Annotated in this window: 22 protein-coding genes; 1 reads left to right on the forward strand and 21 read right to left on the reverse strand. The window is 39.2% G+C overall.

Annotated elements, in window-relative coordinates:
• Positions 1 to 19 precede the first annotated feature (19 nt).
• From atpD to rpiB, 14 genes are all read right to left on the reverse strand, one after another.
• A complete protein-coding gene (atpD, locus tag AN161_RS21880; protein ID WP_053596442.1) occupies positions 20 to 1,435 on the reverse strand; it encodes a F0F1 ATP synthase subunit beta in 1,416 nt (471 codons plus the stop codon).
• Between the two features lie 49 nt (positions 1,436 to 1,484).
• Positions 1,485 to 2,342 (reverse strand): ATP synthase F1 subunit gamma, encoded by an 858-nt coding sequence (atpG, locus tag AN161_RS21885; protein WP_053596443.1) that lies wholly within the window; start codon positions 2,340 to 2,342, stop codon positions 1,485 to 1,487.
• Positions 2,343 to 2,389: 47 nt separating this feature from the next.
• On the reverse strand, positions 2,390 to 3,898 hold the full coding sequence (gene atpA, locus AN161_RS21890) for a F0F1 ATP synthase subunit alpha (protein ID WP_053596444.1): 1,509 nt from the start codon (positions 3,896 to 3,898) through the stop codon (positions 2,390 to 2,392).
• Positions 3,899 to 3,926: 28 nt separating this feature from the next.
• Positions 3,927 to 4,463, reverse strand: a complete 537-nt coding sequence (locus tag AN161_RS21895; protein ID WP_053596445.1) for a F0F1 ATP synthase subunit delta — start codon at positions 4,461 to 4,463, stop codon at positions 3,927 to 3,929.
• Positions 4,460 to 4,984 carry a F0F1 ATP synthase subunit B gene (gene atpF, locus AN161_RS21900; RefSeq protein WP_053596446.1) on the reverse strand — a complete coding sequence of 175 codons (525 nt, stop codon included), beginning with the start codon at positions 4,982 to 4,984 and terminating at the stop codon, positions 4,460 to 4,462. Before atpF ends, AN161_RS21895 begins: the two co-directional genes overlap by 4 nt.
• A 176-nt stretch (positions 4,985 to 5,160) precedes the next feature.
• The gene (gene atpE, locus AN161_RS21905; protein ID WP_004269474.1) at positions 5,161 to 5,385 is read right to left on the reverse strand and encodes a F0F1 ATP synthase subunit C; all 225 of its coding nucleotides are present in this window, start codon (positions 5,383 to 5,385) and stop codon (positions 5,161 to 5,163) included.
• 64 nt (positions 5,386 to 5,449) lie between these two features.
• The gene (gene atpB / locus AN161_RS21910; RefSeq protein WP_053596447.1) at positions 5,450 to 6,172 is read right to left on the reverse strand and encodes a F0F1 ATP synthase subunit A; all 723 of its coding nucleotides are present in this window, start codon (positions 6,170 to 6,172) and stop codon (positions 5,450 to 5,452) included.
• Between the two features lie 36 nt (positions 6,173 to 6,208).
• Positions 6,209 to 6,580 carry an ATP synthase subunit I gene (locus AN161_RS21915; protein WP_053596448.1) on the reverse strand — a complete coding sequence of 124 codons (372 nt, stop codon included), beginning with the start codon at positions 6,578 to 6,580 and terminating at the stop codon, positions 6,209 to 6,211.
• Positions 6,581 to 7,097: 517 nt separating this feature from the next.
• Positions 7,098 to 8,219, reverse strand: a complete 1,122-nt coding sequence (gene wecB, locus AN161_RS21920) for a UDP-N-acetylglucosamine 2-epimerase (non-hydrolyzing) (protein ID WP_053596449.1) — start codon at positions 8,217 to 8,219, stop codon at positions 7,098 to 7,100.
• Between the two features lie 189 nt (positions 8,220 to 8,408).
• Positions 8,409 to 8,591, reverse strand: a complete 183-nt coding sequence (locus tag AN161_RS29115; RefSeq protein WP_143115009.1) for a hypothetical protein — start codon at positions 8,589 to 8,591, stop codon at positions 8,409 to 8,411.
• Between the two features lie 261 nt (positions 8,592 to 8,852).
• Positions 8,853 to 9,482: a uracil phosphoribosyltransferase gene (upp, locus tag AN161_RS21925; RefSeq protein ID WP_053596450.1), complete on the reverse strand. Its 630-nt coding sequence runs from the start codon at positions 9,480 to 9,482 to the stop codon at positions 8,853 to 8,855.
• 295 nt (positions 9,483 to 9,777) lie between these two features.
• Complete coding sequence (glyA, locus tag AN161_RS21930) at positions 9,778 to 11,019, reverse strand: serine hydroxymethyltransferase (protein ID WP_053596451.1); 1,242 nt, start codon at positions 11,017 to 11,019, stop codon at positions 9,778 to 9,780.
• Between the two features lie 60 nt (positions 11,020 to 11,079).
• Positions 11,080 to 11,622, reverse strand: coding sequence for a TIGR01440 family protein (locus tag AN161_RS21935; RefSeq protein WP_053596452.1), 543 nt, complete (start codon positions 11,620 to 11,622; stop codon positions 11,080 to 11,082).
• Between the two features lie 115 nt (positions 11,623 to 11,737).
• Positions 11,738 to 12,175 carry a ribose 5-phosphate isomerase B gene (gene rpiB / locus AN161_RS21940; RefSeq protein ID WP_053596453.1) on the reverse strand — a complete coding sequence of 146 codons (438 nt, stop codon included), beginning with the start codon at positions 12,173 to 12,175 and terminating at the stop codon, positions 11,738 to 11,740.
• 339 nt (positions 12,176 to 12,514) lie between these two features.
• On the opposite strand from rpiB, the gene AN161_RS29935 reads away from it, so the two are divergent.
• Positions 12,515 to 12,751 carry a hypothetical protein gene (locus AN161_RS29935; RefSeq protein WP_158003084.1) on the forward strand — a complete coding sequence of 79 codons (237 nt, stop codon included), beginning with the start codon at positions 12,515 to 12,517 and terminating at the stop codon, positions 12,749 to 12,751.
• 205 nt (positions 12,752 to 12,956) lie between these two features.
• Here AN161_RS29935 and AN161_RS21945 read toward each other — a convergent pair whose 3' ends face one another.
• From AN161_RS21945 to prfA, 7 genes are all read right to left on the reverse strand, one after another.
• Entirely contained in the window at positions 12,957 to 14,240 is a 1,284-nt protein-coding gene (locus AN161_RS21945) for a HAMP domain-containing methyl-accepting chemotaxis protein (RefSeq protein WP_053596454.1), read from the reverse strand.
• An 8-nt stretch (positions 14,241 to 14,248) separates the two neighbouring features.
• On the reverse strand, positions 14,249 to 14,689 hold the full coding sequence (locus AN161_RS21950) for a low molecular weight protein arginine phosphatase (RefSeq protein WP_053596455.1): 441 nt from the start codon (positions 14,687 to 14,689) through the stop codon (positions 14,249 to 14,251).
• A 24-nt stretch (positions 14,690 to 14,713) separates the two neighbouring features.
• Positions 14,714 to 15,211 (reverse strand): manganese efflux pump, encoded by a 498-nt coding sequence (locus AN161_RS21955; RefSeq protein WP_053596456.1) that lies wholly within the window; start codon positions 15,209 to 15,211, stop codon positions 14,714 to 14,716.
• A 384-nt stretch (positions 15,212 to 15,595) separates the two neighbouring features.
• Positions 15,596 to 16,630: an L-threonylcarbamoyladenylate synthase gene (locus tag AN161_RS21960; RefSeq protein WP_053596457.1), complete on the reverse strand. Its 1,035-nt coding sequence runs from the start codon at positions 16,628 to 16,630 to the stop codon at positions 15,596 to 15,598.
• Positions 16,631 to 16,731: 101 nt separating this feature from the next.
• A complete protein-coding gene (locus tag AN161_RS21965; protein ID WP_053596458.1) occupies positions 16,732 to 17,322 on the reverse strand; it encodes a stage II sporulation protein R in 591 nt (196 codons plus the stop codon).
• Between the two features lie 44 nt (positions 17,323 to 17,366).
• A complete protein-coding gene (gene prmC / locus AN161_RS21970) occupies positions 17,367 to 18,227 on the reverse strand; it encodes a peptide chain release factor N(5)-glutamine methyltransferase (RefSeq protein ID WP_053596459.1) in 861 nt (286 codons plus the stop codon).
• Positions 18,214 to 19,290 (reverse strand): peptide chain release factor 1, encoded by a 1,077-nt coding sequence (gene prfA / locus AN161_RS21975; RefSeq protein WP_053596460.1) that lies wholly within the window; start codon positions 19,288 to 19,290, stop codon positions 18,214 to 18,216. The genes prmC and prfA overlap by 14 nt, the downstream gene beginning before the upstream one ends.
• Positions 19,291 to 19,293: the final 3 nt, after the last annotated feature.

Below are 19,293 nucleotides of genomic sequence, written 5' to 3' on the forward strand. Positions count from 1 at the left end.
TTCCTCCTCGTCCCTAGTATTAAACCTCTACGCCCATGCTTTTCGCTTTTTCAACTACTTCATCAATAGAACCAACTAGACGGAAAGCATCTTCTGGTAGGTGATCCCATTTGCCATCAAGGATTTCCTTGAATGAGCGAACAGTTTCTTTAACAGGTACATAAGAACCTTTTTGACCAGTAAATTGTTCCGCAACGTGGAAGTTTTGAGATAAGAAGAATTGAATACGACGAGCACGTTCTACTGTTTGTTTATCATCATCAGATAATTCATCCATACCTAAGATAGCAATGATATCTTGTAATTCACGGTAACGTTGGATTGTACGTTGTACACCAGTAGCGATTGCGTAGTGTTCAGCGCCTACGATTTCTGGTGATAAAGCACGAGAAGTCGAAGCTAATGGGTCAACCGCAGGGTAGATACCCATTTCTGATAATTTACGCTCAAGGTTAGTAGTTGCATCTAAATGGGCGAAAGTTGTAGCCGGAGCCGGGTCAGTATAGTCATCGGCTGGTACATAGATCGCTTGAATAGAAGTTACAGAACCTTTGTTAGTAGATGTGATACGTTCTTGTAATTTACCCATTTCAGTTGCAAGTGTTGGTTGGTAACCTACCGCAGAAGGCATACGACCTAATAGGGCAGAAACCTCAGAACCTGCTTGTGTGAAACGGAAGATATTGTCGATGAATAAAAGTACGTCAGCACCTTGCTCATCACGGAAGTATTCTGCCATTGTAAGACCAGTTAAAGCTACACGCATACGTGCACCTGGTGGTTCGTTCATTTGACCGAATACCATCGCTGTTTGCTTGATAACGCCTGAATCGCTCATCTCGAAGAATAAGTCGTTCCCTTCACGAGTACGCTCACCTACACCAGCGAATACAGAGATACCTGAGTGCTCTTGTGCGATGTTATTGATTAATTCTTGGATTAATACTGTTTTACCTACACCGGCACCACCGAATAGACCGATTTTACCACCTTTGATATATGGTGCTAATAAGTCTACAACTTTGATACCTGTTTCAAGAATTTCAACTGTAGTTGAAAGTTCATCGAAAGATGGTGCTTCGCGGTGAATAGAATCACGACGAACGTCAGCTGGAATCTCTTCACCTAAGTCGATTACTTCTCCAAGTACGTTGAATACACGACCTAAAGTAACTTCACCAACTGGTACTGAGATAGCTTTTCCTGAGTCTGTTACTTCTGCTCCACGTTGTAAGCCATCAGTAGATGACATTGCAATTGTACGAACAGAATCATCACCTAAATGAAGAGCAACTTCTAATGCAAGAATTGTTGGTTCTTCATTAGGACGTTCAATCTTAACTGTTAGTGAGTTATAGATTGCTGGTAATTGGCCATTGTTAAATTTTACGTCAACAACTGGACCCATTACTTGAATAACATGTCCTTTATTCATTACTGTGTATCCTCCTATCGTATTCTTATACGACATTGGGAAGCTGGGCCTATTCTAAGGCTGCAGCTCCACCAACGATTTCTGTAATTTCTTGTGTAATCGCCGCTTGACGCGCACGGTTATATTGCAATGAAAGGTCTGAAATAAGATCAGATGCGTTATCAGTTGCATTTTTCATAGCCGTCATACGAGAAGCATGTTCACTTGCTTTTCCATCTAATAATGCGCCGTAAACTAAGCTTTCCGCGTATTGTGGAAGTAACACTTCAAGAATTGCTTCACCAGATGGCTCGAATTCGTAAGAAGCATTACTGCTAACAGGTGCAAGATCCGTTAATGGAAGAAGTTTTTTCTCTGTCACTTCGCTAGCAATAGCGCTGACAAAGTGATTGTAGTACATATAAAGTTCATCATACGTACCGTCAATGAACATACCAACAGCATTACGAGCGATTTCTTTAATATCAGCAAATGTAGGTTGATCCGGTAGACCGACAACATCGCTGATGACATTATGATCACGTTTCACAAAGTAGTCACGAACAACACGACCTACTGCTAAAATCACGTATTCGTCTTTAGATTTATGACGCTCATCAATTGTACGTTGTACTTGACGAAGGATACTTGAGTTGTAAGCACCTGCAAGACCACGGTCAGAACCAATGACTAAGTAAGCTGTTTTCTTAACAGGACGAGCAGTTAACATTGGGTGTCCACTGTCTTTTGTACCTGAAGCGATCGCGCCTACTACGTCCTGAATTTTTTCCATGTAAGGAACGTACGCTTTAGCGTTTTGCTCTGCACGACGTAACTTTGAAGAAGAAACCATCTGCATCGCTTTCGTAATTTGTTTCGTACTCTTTGTAGAATTAATACGACCTTTTATTTCGCGTAAGTTTACCACTGGTATTTCACCACCTTTTGTTTTTTAATCAAGTGACTAGCTCGAACTTATTCTGATTTAGCGAAAGTTTTTTTGAACTCAGTTAAAGCTGCTACGTAATCCGCATCAGGAGCAAGCTCTTTTGTAGTACGAACGTGATCTAAAACGTTTGTGTGGTTTGTTTCTAACCAGCTTAAGAATTCACCTTCAAAGCGAACGATATCTTGTACTGGAATATCATCTAAGTGACCTTTAGTTAATGCATAAAGGATGGCAACTTGTTTTTCAACTTTAAGTGGTTTGTTTAGGTCTTGTTTAAGAACTTCAACCGTACGTTTACCACGCTCAAGTTTAGCCAGTGTGATTTTATCTAAATCAGAACCGAATTGAGCAAATGATTCAAGTTCACGGAATGCAGCTAAGTCAAGACGTAGTGTACCCGCAACTTTTTTCATCGCTTTAATTTGAGCAGATCCACCTACACGTGATACAGAAAGACCCGCGTTAATCGCTGGACGTACACCTGAGTTGAATAAGTCAGATTGTAAGAATATTTGACCATCCGTAATTGAGATTACGTTAGTTGGGATGTATGCAGAGATATCCCCAGCTTGTGTCTCAACGAATGGAAGAGCTGTAATAGAACCATTTTGATATGTTTCATTCAACTTCGCAGCACGTTCAAGTAAGCGGCTGTGTAAGTAGAAAACGTCACCAGGGTATGCTTCACGACCTGGAGGACGGCGTAGAAGAAGTGAAAGTTCACGGTAAGCTGATGCTTGTTTAGAAAGATCATCATACACGATTAATACGTGCTTACCTTGTAACATGAATTCTTCTGCCATAGAAACACCAGCAAATGGTGCTAAATATAGTAATGGAGCTGGTTGAGACGCAGCAGCAGTTACAACGATTGTATAATCTAGTGCACCGTGCTTACGTAACGTTTCAACTACACCACGTACAGTTGATTCTTTTTGACCGATAGCAACATAGATACAAATCATATTTTCACCAGTTTGGTTTAAGATTGTATCGATTGCTACAGATGTTTTACCAGTTTGACGGTCACCAATGATTAACTCACGTTGACCACGACCGATTGGTACTAAAGCGTCAATCGCTTTGATACCAGTTTGTAGTGGTTCGTGTACTGATTTACGAGCCATTACACCGAAAGCTGGACTTTCGATTGGACGAGATTTTGTTGTGTTGATTGGACCTTGTCCATCCACTGGTTGACCAAGTGGGTTTACAACACGGCCAATTAGTTCTTCACCAACTGGTACTTCCATGATACGACCTGTACGACGAACTTCATCGCCTTCTTTGATGTCAGCGTATGGACCTAAGATTACGATACCAACGTTACCTTCTTCTAGGTTTTGAGCCATACCCATAACACCGTTAGAGAACTCTAGAAGCTCTCCAGCCATGGCGTTGTCGAGGCCATGAGCAAGTGCGATACCGTCACCAATACGGATAACTGTACCAACTTCGCTTACTTTAAGTTCAGACTCATAATTCTCAATCTGTTGTTTAATCAGACTGCTGATTTCTTCAGCCTTGATGCCCATGTATGTCACCTCTCACATTTCTAAATTATTAACCGATTAATTCACGTTTTAGGCGCTCAAGCTTGTTCGCTACTGAGCTATCATAAATATGATTACCGATTTGAACACGAATACCACCAAGAAGTGATGGATCAATTTCGTTTGTAATGTTTAATGATTGTTTCCCTACAAGTTTCGCAAATGTTGTAGAAATATTAGCGCTTTCTTCAGCAGAAAGTGCACGAGTAGAGAATACTGTTGCATCTGCAGTACCTTGTGCCTGTGCAGCAAGCTCAGCATATGCGTTCGCAATAAGCTTCACTTCGTTTACACGTTTTTTCTCAACAAGTAGTTGAACTGTGTGTAAAACATCTGGAGTTGCACTTGCAAAGATTTCAGCTACCATTTGTTTCTTACGTTCGATAGAGAACTTAGGAGCATTTAAAAGTGTTAAAAAATCAGGAGATTCTTTGACTACTTTTGTTAGCTCGTTTAAGTCTGCTCCAACTTCAGCAAGAATGTTTTTTTGTTGCGCTAGTTCAAAAAGCGCTTGTGCGTAACGTTTTGCTACAGTTGAATTACTCATCGAGCTTCCCCTGCCTTCGCAATCGTCTCTTCAATTAGAGCACGGTTGTCTGCCTCAGAAATCTCTTTGCTAAGGACTTTAGATGCTGCAAGTACTGATAATGAAACGACTTCATCACGTACAGCTGCAATAGCTTTTTCTTTTTCAGACTCAATTTCACGTAAAGCCGATTCTTTTAAGCGGTTCGCTTCATTGCGAGCTGCAGTAAGAATTTCTTCTTTTTGCACTTCGCCTTGCTTCTTAGCGCCTTCAACAATCGATTGTGCTTCCGTACGAGCTTCTTTAAGAAGGCTCTTTTGTTCTTCTAAAAATTTGTGCGAATCTTTGCGCGCTTTTTCAGCTGCTTCGATTTCACTAGCTACTAATTCTTCACGTTGTTGCATGATGCCCATAAGTGGACCCCAAGCGAACTTTTTAAGTAAAAACATTAACACTAAGAAAATGATTAATGTTGAGGCGATATCACCATTATTGAAACCTTCACCAGTGCCTGCACCTAGTACAAGATAATCTAAAAACACGATTGTTTCACTCCCTTCAAGAGCTTTGACTTCAACATAATAATTTAATTACTTGAAAAACTACCTATTTTAAAAAGCTATATTTACACATAGCTTTTATCAGTCCCAAAATGAAGGGCGAAGTTTCATCTGGAGAATCCTGCTTCGCCACTAGTAAAATTCAGTGTACAACTGAATTATTTGTTCATTACGATGAATGCTACTACTACTGCGATGATCGGTAGGGCTTCAACTAATGCAACCCCGATGAACATTGTAGTTTGAAGAACGCCACGAGCTTCTGGTTGGCGAGCGATACCTTCTACTGTTTTTGAAACGATAAGACCGTTACCAATACCTGCACCAAGTGCACCTAAACCGATTGCGATTGCTGCTGCTAATAAACCTAATGAACCTGTCATTTGAAAATTTCCTCCTTGGAATTGTTTGTTTTTTTTAATTCAAGCATATGGTGTATGCTTTATATTAATGGTCATCGCTCACTTTATGAGCCATGTAAACCATTGTTAACATTGTGAAGATAAAGGCTTGGATAAAGCCGATGAACATAGAGAAACCTTGCCATGCCATCGTAGGAACAATTGCTCCGATGAATCCAATAGCACCAGATGATGCTAAACCTGCAAGTAAGCCAAGTAAAATCTCACCCGCATAAATGTTACCGTAAAGACGAAGACCTAATGTTAAAGTGTTGGCAAACTCTTCTACGATTTTTAGTGGGAACATGAATGACATTGGCTTGAAGAATGTACCAACATAATGGCCTGTACCCTTCATTTTAATACCATAGTATTGAGTTAAGACTAAAATCATTGCTGCAAGCGTCATTGTAACAGTTGGGTCAGCTGTAGGAGATTTCCACCAAAGTGTGTGGTCATAGACGATAGAGAATGGAAGACCTAATAAGTTAGATACAGCGATGAACATAATAAGCGTGATACCTAAAATGTGGAATCGTCCACCAGTTTTCCAGTCCATGTTGCTTTTGATGATGTTCTTTACGAAATCCATAATCCATTCCATAAAGTTTTGCATACCAGTAGGTTTCAACTTTAGACTTCTAGTTGAGATAAATGCGATTAAGAAAACGATTAAGGCCGCAACTAGTAACATCATAACAGTTGAAAGGTTGAACGTTAGTGTAAACAAACCAAAATCAACCTCTTTTAATGGAGCTTCATGATTCATTGTTATTTTTCACCTCTCTTTCTAATTTAAAGCACATTAGTGGTTCCTTACATGTGACACAATTCTCTCGACAAAGAGAAAAACGTACGGAAGCATTAGCCCTATGACCGTGCTAATTAAGTGAAAATAGTTTGGCAACGAAATGGCTAGAGCGACTGCCGCTACACCTGATGCAAAGCGAAGCGCTGTACCAAGCGAGCCTATCTTCTTCCCTTCACTAATGGATCGATCAAACTTCTCCATACGGCGAACTAAAATCCAAAAATTATACGTACCAAAGAATGCACCGATTGCGATGCCCGCAAAAACCGTCTGATAGGGCGTAAATCCCCAGCCTAATGCACAGAGTGCGAGCAAAAAAAATAACGCTCTTTTCTGCACAGCAAAAATGTGATGCAAATCTAGCATTGGTTTATAATCTCCTGAATCATTTTTTCGAGTAAAGAAAACGTTTGCTGACCACTATGTGAAATCAGAAAAGAGCAGTGAAAAACACTACTCACAGCGGAATAGTAACGGGAGAGTCATTTTGAAATTACAGGTGTAAATTCAAAAAAATGCCTTACACCCCGAAACGCACAAAACGTTGCAAATCGACAGTTTTGTTTTGAACTGTCAATTTAGTAGAAACTTGATATAACAAGTGTTTCAACCTCTATTAACGAATAGAAACCCTTATCATTCTTACCCTTTGTAAGCATACAATAGGAGATATTTGAAGTCAATTAGTAAAGGAGAAAAACTTCACAGCCACTATACTCTTGTCAAATTGTTGACAAATTTGTGTATGAAATTTCATAGTTTTAAAATTAAATTGCACAATTATGCAAAAAAAAGCTAATTTACGACACATTTATGCTCGTAAATTAGCTTACCCATAACAATAGGTACATTAGACTTATTTTTTAGTTCCAAAAATAGTACATTACTTGCTTTTTTGTAAAAATTCTAGAAGTGCCTTTACAATACGCTCAGAAGCATGCCCATCACCATAAGGATTTGATGCTTTCGCCATTGCTTCATAGGCATTTTTATCTTCTATTAATTGTTTTGCTAGAGAATAGATAGTTTCTTCTTCCGTCCCTGCCAACTTTAAAGTCCCTGCCGCAATACCTTCAGGACGCTCTGTTGTATCTCTAAGCACTAGAACTGGTTTGCCTAATGAAGGTGCCTCTTCTTGAACGCCACCAGAATCAGTTAAAATCATATAGGAATTTGCCGCAAAGTTATGGAAATCGAAGACTTCAAGGGGTTCAATTAAATGTACACGCTTGTGATCTCCTAAAATTTCATTAGCAATTTCTCGTACTGCTGGGTTCATATGCACTGGGTAAACAACTTGCACATCCTCATGCTCTGCTAAAATTCTAGTAATCGCTCGGAACATATGACGCATTGGTTCACCTAGATTTTCACGACGATGCGCTGTTAATAAAATCATACGATCTGTACCTATTTTTTCTAATACAGGATGTGAATAATGTTCACTTACTGTTGTAGCTAATGCGTCAATAGCTGTATTACCAGTTACAAAAATAGTTCCAGGGTTTTTATTTTCATCTAAAAGATTTTTCTTTGATACTTCTGTCGGTGCGAAATGAAGGTCGGCCATGACACCTGTTAACTGGCGATTCATTTCCTCTGGGTATGGGGAATACTTATTCCACGTACGAAGACCTGCTTCCACATGTCCGATAGCAATTTGATTATAAAAGGCAGCTAAGCTTGCAATGAAAGTTGTTGCTGTATCGCCATGTACTAAAACAATATCTGGCTTTGCTTCTTTCATGACTTTGTCTAAGCCTTGTAATGCATTAGTTGTCACGTCAATTAATGTTTGACGATCCTTCATAATATTTAAATCGTAGTCTGGTGTAATTTTAAATGTTTCTAATACTTGATCGAGCATTTGGCGATGTTGGGCTGTTACCGTCACAATCGATTCTATTTGCTCAGGATGTTTTTGTAATTCCAATACAAGTGGAGCCATCTTAATAGCCTCTGGTCTCGTACCGAAAATCGTCATTACTTTCCATTTTTTCATCAAAACGATCTGCACCGTCCTTTGTTATATTGTATGAAAAGTCATTTACTCCCGTTGATCTGCGTCATATGAGGCAAGTGTCGAACTTCAAAAGAAGTAATTCACCTAAACATACTATGAAACGTCCTTCAATATTGAAGGACGCTTCCAAAAGTTATAAGTTGCCTAAAAATTACATACTGAACCTGTTTATTATTGGCTTATCATCATAACCTGGGGTTGATTTCCGTTCCGACTGGGCGCTTTGTTGCTGCCGCTACGCTTTCGCACAGATAAAACATTTGTCGCTGACGCTTCGCTTTCGCACAGATAAAACATTTGCCGCTGACGCTTCGCTTTCGCGCAGAGCAGAGCTTCCTGTGGGCTTCGGGGCAACAGATGTTTTTTGCGCGAAAGCGTAGTGCTAACGAAGCGTCAGCGGCAGGATGTTGGTCACGAAGGCTTTATCACAGGACGTGATGCCTTTAGCCTTCGTTCCCCTACCCACTTCGCTTGCGCTCCAGGGTCTCATCTGTGACGCTAATCCCCAAGGAGTCACCCAGTCTCCACTCAAATCAACATGACATACGTTTTATCAAAATGTCATCCTAACTTTCAGTGGTGAACCTTGTTATCACCGTTGAAAACTGTTCAGTATTATTTCGTACCGAATAGACGGTCTCCTGCATCACCCAAACCAGGTACAATATAGCCATGGTCATCTAATTTTTCATCAAGTGCAGCAATATAAATATCTACATCCGGATGCTCTTCTTGAATAACTTTTACACCCTCTGGCGCAGCAATTAAGCACATGAATTTAATGCTTTTCGCACCACGTTTTTTTAGTGAGTTGATCGCTTCCACTGCTGAACCACCAGTTGCAAGCATCGGGTCTACAATGATGAAATCACGTTCTTCAACATCTGCAGGAAGTTTTGCATAGTACTCTACAGGTTTTAAAGTTTCTGGATCACGATAAAGACCAATATGACCAACCTTTGCAGCTGGAATTAGTTTTAATACGCCATCTACCATACCAATACCTGCACGTAAAATCGGTACAATCGCAATTTTCTTACCAGAAAGTACTTTTGTCTTCGCAACTGTAACAGGTGTTTCAACTTCAATTTCTTCTACTGGCATATCACGAGTAATTTCAAATGCCATTAATGTTGCAACTTCGTCTACTAGCTCACGGAATTCTTTTGTTCCTGTATTCTTGTCACGAATATAAGTTAACTTGTGTTGGATTAGTGGATGATCAAATACATATACTTTGCTCAAAGGGATTCTCTCCTAACCGTTCGGATTTCATTTTTATCTCACCTAGTATAACAGAAAATAGGAGTCGTCTCAAAAATAAATTTGGGACAACTCCTTTTCAAAAATGTTTATTGCATGTAAGATCGATTATTCACCGAGTATCGTGGCATCATTAATAGCATTGATAAAGTTTTGATCTATTTTCTAATCTTTATAAATAGATAAGGAAAAGCCTGTTCCAAAGTCGTCCACTGAAGTTAAAAAGCTGCGATTAAAGTGTAATATATCACTTTAATCACAGCCTTATAGATTTTAATTATGCGTATAATGGATGGTTGTCAGTTAAAGCTTTTACGCGAGCTTTTGCTTCAGCTTTGACCGCTTCATCCTCTGGGTTTTTAAGAACTGCTGCAATAATTGCACCAACTTCTTTCATGTCCTCCTCTTTGAAGCCACGAGATGTCACAGCTGGTGTACCAATACGGATACCAGAAGTTACGAATGGAGATTCTGTATCATAAGGGATTGTATTTTTATTTGTTGTAATACCTACTTCATCAAGTGCGTGCTCTGCAACTTTACCTGTTAAACCAAGAGATTTCACATTAAGAAGTAACAAGTGGTTATCAGTACCACCAGATACAATTTCAACACCTTCAGCAATTAATACTTCTGCTAAAGCTTTAGCATTAGCTTTAATTTGTTTTGCATAGTCTTTGAATTCTGGCTGTAATGTTTCACCGAATGCTACAGCTTTTGCAGCGATCACGTGCATTAATGGTCCACCTTGGATACCTGGGAATACAGATTTGTTTAGCTTTTGCTCCCATTCTTTTGAAGCAAGGATTAAGCCACCACGTGGGCCACGTAATGTTTTATGTGTTGTAGATGTCACAAAATCAGCGTATGGCACTGGTGATTGATGTTCGCCAGCAGCTACAAGACCAGCGATATGTGCCATATCCACCATGAAGTATGCTCCTACTTCATCAGCGATTTCACGGAATTTAGCGAAATCGATTTCACGTGGGTATGCAGATGCTCCTGCAACAATTAGTTTTGGCTTATGCTCTAATGCTTTTTGGCGTACATCTTCATAATCGATTACTTGAGTATCTTTTGTTACCCCATATTCAACGAAATTATATAGAATACCTGAGAAGTTTACAGGAGATCCATGTGTTAAGTGACCACCATGAGAAAGATTCATACCAAGAACAGTATCACCTGGTTCTAAAATTGTGTGGTATACAGCCATGTTTGCTTGTGCACCAGAGTGTGGTTGTACGTTTGCATATTCTGCGCCAAAGATTTCTTTCACACGATCACGTGCGATATCTTCCACAACATCTACGTGTTCACAACCGCCATAGTAGCGTTTACCTGGATAACCTTCAGCATATTTATTTGTTAGAACAGAACCTTGTGCTTCCATTACCGCTTCAGATACAAAGTTTTCTGATGCGATTAACTCGATATTTGCTTGTTGACGTTTTTTTTCTGCAAGAATTCCGTCTAATACTGCTTTGTCTTGTACTGCTAATTTTTCGTATGCCATGTTTGAAAAAGCCTCCTAAGTATAATCGTTAATTGTATACCACTGATTTCAGAGGTAATTTTATTTGTATACTGCACGTTCTCCGCCAATCAGCTTTGGACGTGTTGTTGCAATTGTTACAACTGCTTCTCCTACCATTCGCACAGAAGTACGAACTGGAACAGCAACTGCCTTTAAATGCATACCAATGAGTGTTTGACCAATATCAATACCTGCATTTGCCTGTACAGCTTCCACAACAACTGGATTTGTAAAGTGGGTAAACGCATAAGCAGACATCGAGCCACCCGCTGTACGAACTGGTACAACTGATACTGGTTCATAGCTAAATTGTTCTGCCGTTGTTGCTTCCATTGTTATAGCACGATTAATATGCTCACAGCCTTGGAACGCTAAATGCAACTGATGTTTCTTTGCAAATGCCTGCAACGGCTCAAAAATCGCCTCTGCGGTTTCAAGCGCGCCTGCTGTGCCAATTTTCTGACCAATCACTTCAGATGTCGAGCAGCCTACGACAAAAATTGTATTTGGTCGTAAAGTTACCTGCTCTTCAAATTCACTGAGTAACTGAGTCAAATGTGCTCGTATTTGTTGTACAGCCACTATGCTCAGCCCCTTTAATTTTATATCTATTTATGTCACACACTAAAAAGCACTCAGATTTTCTGGATGAAACCGTCATGCTTTTGTCATGTGCTAACAAACATAATTACTTTACTTATTGCTCTAGTTCAGCGATTTTTTCAATGCGACGTGTATGACGACCACCTTCAAAATCCGTTTCAAGCCATACTTTAACGATTTCACATGCAAGGCCTGGCCCAATAACACGCTCACCCATCGCTAAAACATTTGAATCATTGTGGCAACGCGTTGCCTTTGCGCTGAATACATCATGCACTAAAGCACAACGAATCCCTTTAACTTTATTTGCAGCAATGGACATACCAATACCTGTGCCACAAATTAAAATACCTTTATCAAATTCCCCGCTAGCAACACCTTCAGAAACTGGTTTTGCATAATCAGGATAGTCTACTGAATCCGCAGATTGTGGACCAAAATCTTCGTAGCTAATATTTAGCTCATCTAACAGCTGCATAATCTCACGACGTAAGTTATTGCCTCCGTGATCAGAAGAAATTGCTATTCTCACTGGGTTCCCTCATTTCGAAATTATAGTCAACACTAGTGTACCACTTCTATCTCAAGAATAACATGATTTTTCTTGCGTTTTTTTGCTGATTTTCCCTAAAAGACGAACATTTCTTGTAATGTCATACAAAATCATTCACTTTTAAACCTGTTTACCTGTGGATACTATGAATATCATGTTGATAAATTCGGATAACGGTCTTTTGTTGTATTATTCCATCTTCTGAAGTTTTTTTAGTTTTTCAACTACAGTGGACATACTATATCAATATTTTTTCTAGGTATTACCAGTAGAACGGTTCTATATCAAAATGTTAGGTATGGCACAAGGTGGGCCTCCTTGGTTTTGATGGTTCTTTCCGGGGTTTTGGTGATTCTATTCAGCGTTTCGGTGATTCTATCCTTCTCTTTGGCTGTTTTATCCGTCACTTCCTTGATTCTTTCCTTCACTTTGGCTCTTTTATCCGGCGCTTCGTTTTCTATCCTTCGCTTTGGCTCTTCTATCCGTCGTTTCCTTGATTCTATCCATCGCTTTAACTCTTTTATCCGGCGCTTCGTTTTCTATCCGCCGCTTTGACAGTTCTATCCGCCACTTCAGCTCTTCTATCCTTCACTTCCTTGATTCTATCCGTCGCTTTGACAGTTCTATCCGCCGCTTTGCCACTTCTTTCTATCGACACTTCCATCTCTACAGGCACTACGCGAAGCCTTAATAAGACAAATAAAAAAACTGTAGCAAACTCGATTAACCACCCGAGTTTGTCTACAGTCTAAAATTACATCTATGCTTGTCTATCAAATTGTTGAATCATTTTATGCAGCTCGTCTGATTGTTTCTTTAAGCCTTCTGTTAGTTGCTCAACTTGCTCAATTGCATATGCTTGTTCTTCTGCTGCACTACGAACCTCTTGTGCACCCGCTGATGTCTCTTGAGCAATGGCTGCAACTTCTTGAGATTGACGAGCAGTTGTTTCAATATTATGCATTTGTTGTTCGATCAGTGAAGAAATTTCCACAATTGATGTTGCCATTTCATGCACACTTGACGACATACCTTCTACAGCTGTCGTAGTTTCTGATACACGTGCAGCTTCTTTTGTCGCAAATGCTACTTGCTGATTCATTTGTTTTACAACAATTTCAACGTTTTGTTGCATCGATTGAATAAGAGATGTAATGCCTTGTACCGCTTTCGCACTTTCATCAGCCAAACCACGAACTTCTTCAGCTACAACAGCAAAGCCTTTTCCATGTTCTCCAGCACGTGCTGCCTCAATCGAAGCATTTAAAGCTAGTAAATTTGTTTGGGCTGCAATATCGCCAACTAAGCTAATGATGCGCTCTACTTGTCCAGCATTATCCTCTAATACACGAATGCTTTCTAATGCTTCATTATTACCTGTCGCAATTTGTTGAATACTATTCACTAACGTTTCGATAGCTTTTGTTGTTGTCGTTAAATTATGTAGAATCTCTTTGGATTGCGTTGCTGATGCCTCGGCTCTACTATTTACTTCTGTAGCAAGAGCTCGTACATCTTCAATTGCTTCAGCTGTATCTTGTACTGCCGTAGCAGATGCCTCTGCGCCTGTAGAAATATGCTTTACTGTAGAGGCAATACCTTCCGCTTTTTTTGTTGCAACAGCTGCTTCATCAGATAGATGAATTATCGTTTGATTTGTTTGTTGGAAGTTATGATCTATACTTTCCACCATTTGTCGTAAATTTAACACCATTTGTTGGAATGCCTCTGCAACAGAACGAATCTCATCACTTGTTTTCGGCATTTCTACATCCTGTCCAATTTTACCTTCTGCTACACGGGAAGCTGAATTTTCAAGCTGCTGTAAAGGTTTAATTAAGATTACACTGAAAATCCCAGCCAAAATGCCTGACCACGCAATCCCTGACACATAAGTAAAAATTTCAAACAGTTTACGATTGGTCTCTGGGAAGAAGGTAGGTTGTAAATATTCGATGAATATAAAACTAATACTGTACGTAATTAGTGCAAGAATACTGACAAATAATACTAGTTTAAGTCGTAAGCCAAACTGTTTTTTCATAGCGCCCCTCAATTCTCTTCAAGTTTTTTTACTAAGCTTTCTACCAGTTCCTTCAATTCTGCAAAAGTTACTTCATAAATTTCTTTACTACCACCGTAAGGATCTACAACATTTCCTACGCTACCTTCGCTTGTATATTCTTTAAAAGTAAAAACTTTTTGTTCTGCATTTGGACAATTGGCGATGATGGTATCTTTATGGGCTGTTGTCATAGTTAAAATTAAATCAGCCCACTCTATTTCAGTCATTGATAATTGTGTTGCTGAATGCTGATGTGTCATATTTGCTTCATTTAATACTTGTTGTGCATGTGCAGACATTTCAGCATTAGGCATGGCATAAATACCCGCTGAACGGACCTCAATATTGTCAATTTGTTTATGTTTTAAAATAACCTCTGCCATCGGACTGCGACAAGTATTCCCGGTACAAACAAATAGTATTTTCACACTTATCACCCTCCTCTGTTTTCTCTATTGCCAAATAGCTAGAAAACTCATAATGATTAAAAAAGCCCCTGTAATTATTTGGAATTTATTACCCAGTAAGACTTGACTTCTACGTGCAATGACTAATGACCCATAAGAGCAAATAAGAGCACTCACACCTGCACTAATAATAAATACTGTTTTCTCTAAGTTTAGCATACCAAAAGAAACACTTACTGAAAAGGTATCTAGGCTTGCGGTCACAGCTAAAAGTATGGGTGAAATTGTTACCTTCTCATCTTTTTGCGAGAATAACAGTAAATGCAAGCCGATACAAAATAATAAAATACTTGAAATCCATTGTCCCCATTCTAACAAGAAACGAACTAAATAGTTTCCTAATTCGAAACCTAGTAACGGGAAAAGCATATGCAAAGCAGCCGTCCACACCGACAAAAATAATCGATATCTAACATTAGGTATTAATACATATAAACCAATCACATCAACAGACGTTATAATACCTGCAAGAATCCCCTGCAAGAAAGCACTCCTTCGCTCCCTAATATTTTATCATTTTATGCTCGAAAATACAGTATTATCATAATACAATTTCCTTACAAAAAAGATGTTAAAAGTCCCCCCCACCATAACAATTACCTTATGTTATGGTAAAAATTCGCTACGCTTTCCAAACCATAGCGCGAATACATGAATCTAAGCAGATTTTTATCCCGTTTATTAACGGGCAGCAATTTATCTGTACCGAAAGCGAAGCGTCACTCCCACCTCAAAATTCAGCAACAGCAAAGAAGTTAGGTGGGAGAAGGCATGATTAATCAGTGGGAATGATGAAAATCCCCACTGATTAAAAAAATAGCATGCCAGAAGTAACTTCTAGCATACTATTTTCATTTAATATTTTATTTAGGGAGTATACCATTTTCCACCAGCAGCTTTTTCAAGTCGATTCATAATCGCAGCTCCTACTCCTTCAGTTGATGTAGTAGTCGCTAGGATAATTGTAGCTGCTGTTTTATCGCAGGCCCTTAATGCATGGTACAATGTCGCACCCATTTCTTCTTTACTTCCAACTTCTCCAATTGAGAAATAAAAATCTGCCTCGATGTCTTCAAAGCTAGCCGGAGCAAGTAGTGCTACTTTATGCCCTTGTTTTTGTAATTGATGTACAGCCTCATGAACTTTCTCTAAATCACATTCAATTAATAGCACAGGAGCGTTTGGAGCATAGTGCGTATATTTCATACCAGGGGCTTTTGGGGTAGCCTCTAATTTTTGCTCTATTTTTGTCGGCTGAATAACTGGACCAATTTTAGCCTCTAACATTTCCCTTGTGATGCCACCTGGACGTAAAATAACTGGAGGTTCGTGTGTAACATCTAACACTGTGGATTCTAGCCCAATTCCAGTAGAACCTCCATCTAAAATATAAGGTATGTACCCTCCCAAATCATCCTGAACATGTATTGCCTCTGTAGGACTTGGCTTCCCACTACGATTCGCACTCGGCGCAGCAAGTGGCTTTTTTAATTGTCGAAGTAATGCGAGTGCAACTGGATGATCTGGCATACGAATGCCTACAGTAGCTAGTCCAGCTGTCACACTGTTTGCTAGCACATTTGGTTTTACAGGCATAACAAGCGTAAGTGGACCTGGCCAAAATAAATCTATGCATTTTTTGGCTACTTCTGAAATATGCTCTATATAGAGTTCAACTTCTTCTTTCGTGCCAATGTGGACAATTAGCGGATTGTCTGAAGGACGACCTTTTGCTTCAAAAATCTTTTTGACTGCTGTGTCATTTGTTGCTACAGCTCCTAAGCCATAAACCGTTTCTGTTGGAAATGCCACAACCTCACCTGCATTTAAGATATCCACAGCCTGTGTATAATTTGTCTGACTATTCACATTACTATCCACATTCTTGCAAACGGTTTCCATGATAAATACCTTCCTTCGATTATTCGTTTTCACTGAATTATCCACATAATGTTTATAACTTATTAAAAATTGTGTATAAGTTATCTGAATTTGTGCACAATTCATGCAAAAAAACCTTTAATCCATTCCCATAAAAAGAATGTAACCTGTTCCTTCTCTTCTTCTTTTTGTTCTTCTTTATCGGGTTCACAAATTGATGGGAATATGCTACACCACCAGTTATCACCACGTGCATCACCGATTTTCACGACAATAGATTGATACATATTTTGTGGATAAAGCACAGCGTTCTGTGTCTTTGGTGGAAATAAGTTATCCCCAAGTATAATTTGTGTATCAAGCTGTGGATAATTTTCTTTTATTTCTGCTTCAATTTCTTGTTTTAATGAAGTAATTTGCTCATTATCCATAATTCCTGCTCCAGCACTAGCTACTACTTGCTTAAAATACGGCTTTAAATCTTTGACAAGCTGCTCCTTTTCAAGCTGATCCTGTGTCGTATTGCTATTGGCAATAACGCGTATACGAAAATCATTTTCTTGCTCATAATTCGTAGCTTCTTTCGCAAAACCTACTAATGATGGAATATATAAAATACATAATTGTAAAGCGATCGCAATTAATACTAATCTTGCAAAAGCTAGAAAGACATTTTGTTTTGGTAATCTAATAAACTTGTATTCATTTAACATAAAAACCCCTCCTTGCTCAACATTGTGGGCAAGAAGAAGATACTTTATACATGAATTTCACAAAAAATCATTCGGGGCTTACCATTAATATCTTTTTCTATTGAAATGGTAGCCTGTGGAAAACTATTTTTAAAGAATTGAGCCACCTGCTCTCCTTGTGTATAACCGATTTCAAGACCAATAAGGGCTGGCTTATTCATAAGGGCTGGTAGCTGTTCAGCCAATTTTCTATATAAAATAAGTCCGTCTTCTTCTGCAAAAAGAGCATTATGTGGTTCATGCTCTAGCACGGTATTTGACATCTCTTTCGCTTCATCAAAAGCGATATAAGGTGGATTCGATAAAACGATATCAAATTTCTCACCTGACAAAGGCTTCGTTAAATCCCCTAGACGAAAATCAATATCCGCCGCTAACTTTTGTGCATTTTTTTGTGCTGTAGCTAAAGCAGCTTCGGATAAATCAGTAGCTATGACTGTTAGCTCTGGACATTCTAGCTTCATAGAAATAGCAATTGCACCACTACCAGTTCCGATATCCGCAAGCTTCAATGCTTGATCATTAAACATTTTATTCATGCGATTGATTGTTCCAAGCACTAATTCCTCCGTCTCAGGTCTGGGGATAAGCACTGACTCATCGACAATAAATGAACGACCATAAAATTCTTCACTGCCAACACAATACTGTACAGGTCGTCCACTCACATGCTCTTCGATAAGTTCTTTAAATTCCTCTTTTTGTTCAGCTGTTAATACGTCCTGCAGATGTAACATTACTTCTGAATAACTAGTGCCAAGTATATGCTGCATGACAATACGTGCTGCTGTTTCCTCATGACCATTATCCACTAAAAAAGAAGAAGCCCATTGAAGGGCCCCCATTACATTATTATAGGTCATCATTTAATCGCTCTAACTTTGATGCTTGCTCTTCTAAAATGAGCGTATCAATGATTTCGTCTAATCTACCTTCGACGATTTGGTCTAATTTTTGAATCGTTAAACCAATACGGTGGTCTGTTACACGGTTTTGTGGATAATTGTATGTGCGAATACGCTCAGAGCGATCGCCTGAACCTACAGCTGATTTACGTGTGGCGTCGATTTCCTTTTGTGCTTCTTGCATATACTTATCAGCAACACGAGCACGCAGAATTTTCATTGCCTTTTCACGGTTTTTAATTTGTGATCGTTCATCCTGCATCGATACAACAACACCTGTCGGTAAGTGAGTCATACGCACAGCTGACATCGTTGTATTTACGGATTGACCACCGGCACCAGATGATGCAAATGTATCCACTCGGATATCTTTCTCATGGATGTCAACATCTACTTCTTCAACTTCAGGTAAGCAAGCTACTGTCGCTGTCGATGTATGAATACGCCCTTGAGATTCTGTTGCAGGTACACGTTGTACACGGTGTGCGCCATTTTCAAATTTGAACTTTGAATATGCGCCTTGACCGTTAATCATAAAAATAACTTCTTTATAGCCGCCCATTGGATTTGGCGTCGCTTCCATCACGTCAATTTTCCAGCCTTGTGTCTCAGCATAACGAGAGTACATACGGAATAAATCTCCCGCAAAAATATTCGCCTCGTCTCCACCAGCCGCACCACGAATCTCCATAATAACGTTTTTATTATCATTAGGATCTTTTGGAATTAATAAAATACGTAAACGTTCTTCTAACTCTTCTTGCTGTTCTTTTAGAAGGTTGAATTCTTCTTTCACCATCTCATGCATCTCAGAATCTTTTTCATTATCTAGCATCTCACGTGTATCAGCTAATTGCTCTTTTACACTTTTATATTCACGATAAGCATCTACAGTTTCCTGGATATCTGATTGTTCCTTGGAATATTCACGTAATTTTTTACTGTCATTCACAATATCAGGATCACTTAAAAGCTCTGTTAGCCTTTCGTAACGATCCTCCACTGCTTGTAATCGATCGAACATGGA

This window comes from Lysinibacillus sp. FJAT-14222 (assembly GCF_001278875.1).
Lineage (GTDB): Bacteria > Bacillota > Bacilli > Bacillales_A > Planococcaceae > Lysinibacillus > Lysinibacillus agricola.

Bases quoted from the DNA above. Each gene is read 5' to 3' on its own strand.
- atpD (WP_053596442.1), bottom strand. From the start codon at position 1,435: ATGAATAAAGGACATGTTATTCAAGTAATGGGTCCAGTTGTTGACGTA.
- atpA (WP_053596444.1), bottom strand. From the start codon at position 3,898: ATGGGCATCAAGGCTGAAGAAATCAGCAGTCTGATTAAACAACAGATT.
- AN161_RS21895 (WP_053596445.1), bottom strand. From the start codon at position 4,463: ATGAGTAATTCAACTGTAGCAAAACGTTACGCACAAGCGCTTTTTGAA.
- atpE (WP_004269474.1), bottom strand. From the start codon at position 5,385: ATGACAGGTTCATTAGGTTTATTAGCAGCAGCAATCGCAATCGGTTTA.
- atpB (WP_053596447.1), bottom strand. From the start codon at position 6,172: ATGAATCATGAAGCTCCATTAAAAGAGGTTGATTTTGGTTTGTTTACA.
- AN161_RS21915 (WP_053596448.1), bottom strand. From the start codon at position 6,580: ATGCTAGATTTGCATCACATTTTTGCTGTGCAGAAAAGAGCGTTATTT.
- glyA (WP_053596451.1), bottom strand. From the start codon at position 11,019: ATGGCATACGAAAAATTAGCAGTACAAGACAAAGCAGTATTAGACGGA.
- AN161_RS21945 (WP_053596454.1), bottom strand. From the start codon at position 14,240: ATGAAAAAACAGTTTGGCTTACGACTTAAACTAGTATTATTTGTCAGT.
- AN161_RS21960 (WP_053596457.1), bottom strand. From the start codon at position 16,630: ATGGAAACCGTTTGCAAGAATGTGGATAGTAATGTGAATAGTCAGACA.
- AN161_RS21965 (WP_053596458.1), bottom strand. From the start codon at position 17,322: ATGTTAAATGAATACAAGTTTATTAGATTACCAAAACAAAATGTCTTT.
- prmC (WP_053596459.1), bottom strand. From the start codon at position 18,227: ATGATGACCTATAATAATGTAATGGGGGCCCTTCAATGGGCTTCTTCT.
- prfA (WP_053596460.1), bottom strand. From the start codon at position 19,290: ATGTTCGATCGATTACAAGCAGTGGAGGATCGTTACGAAAGGCTAACA.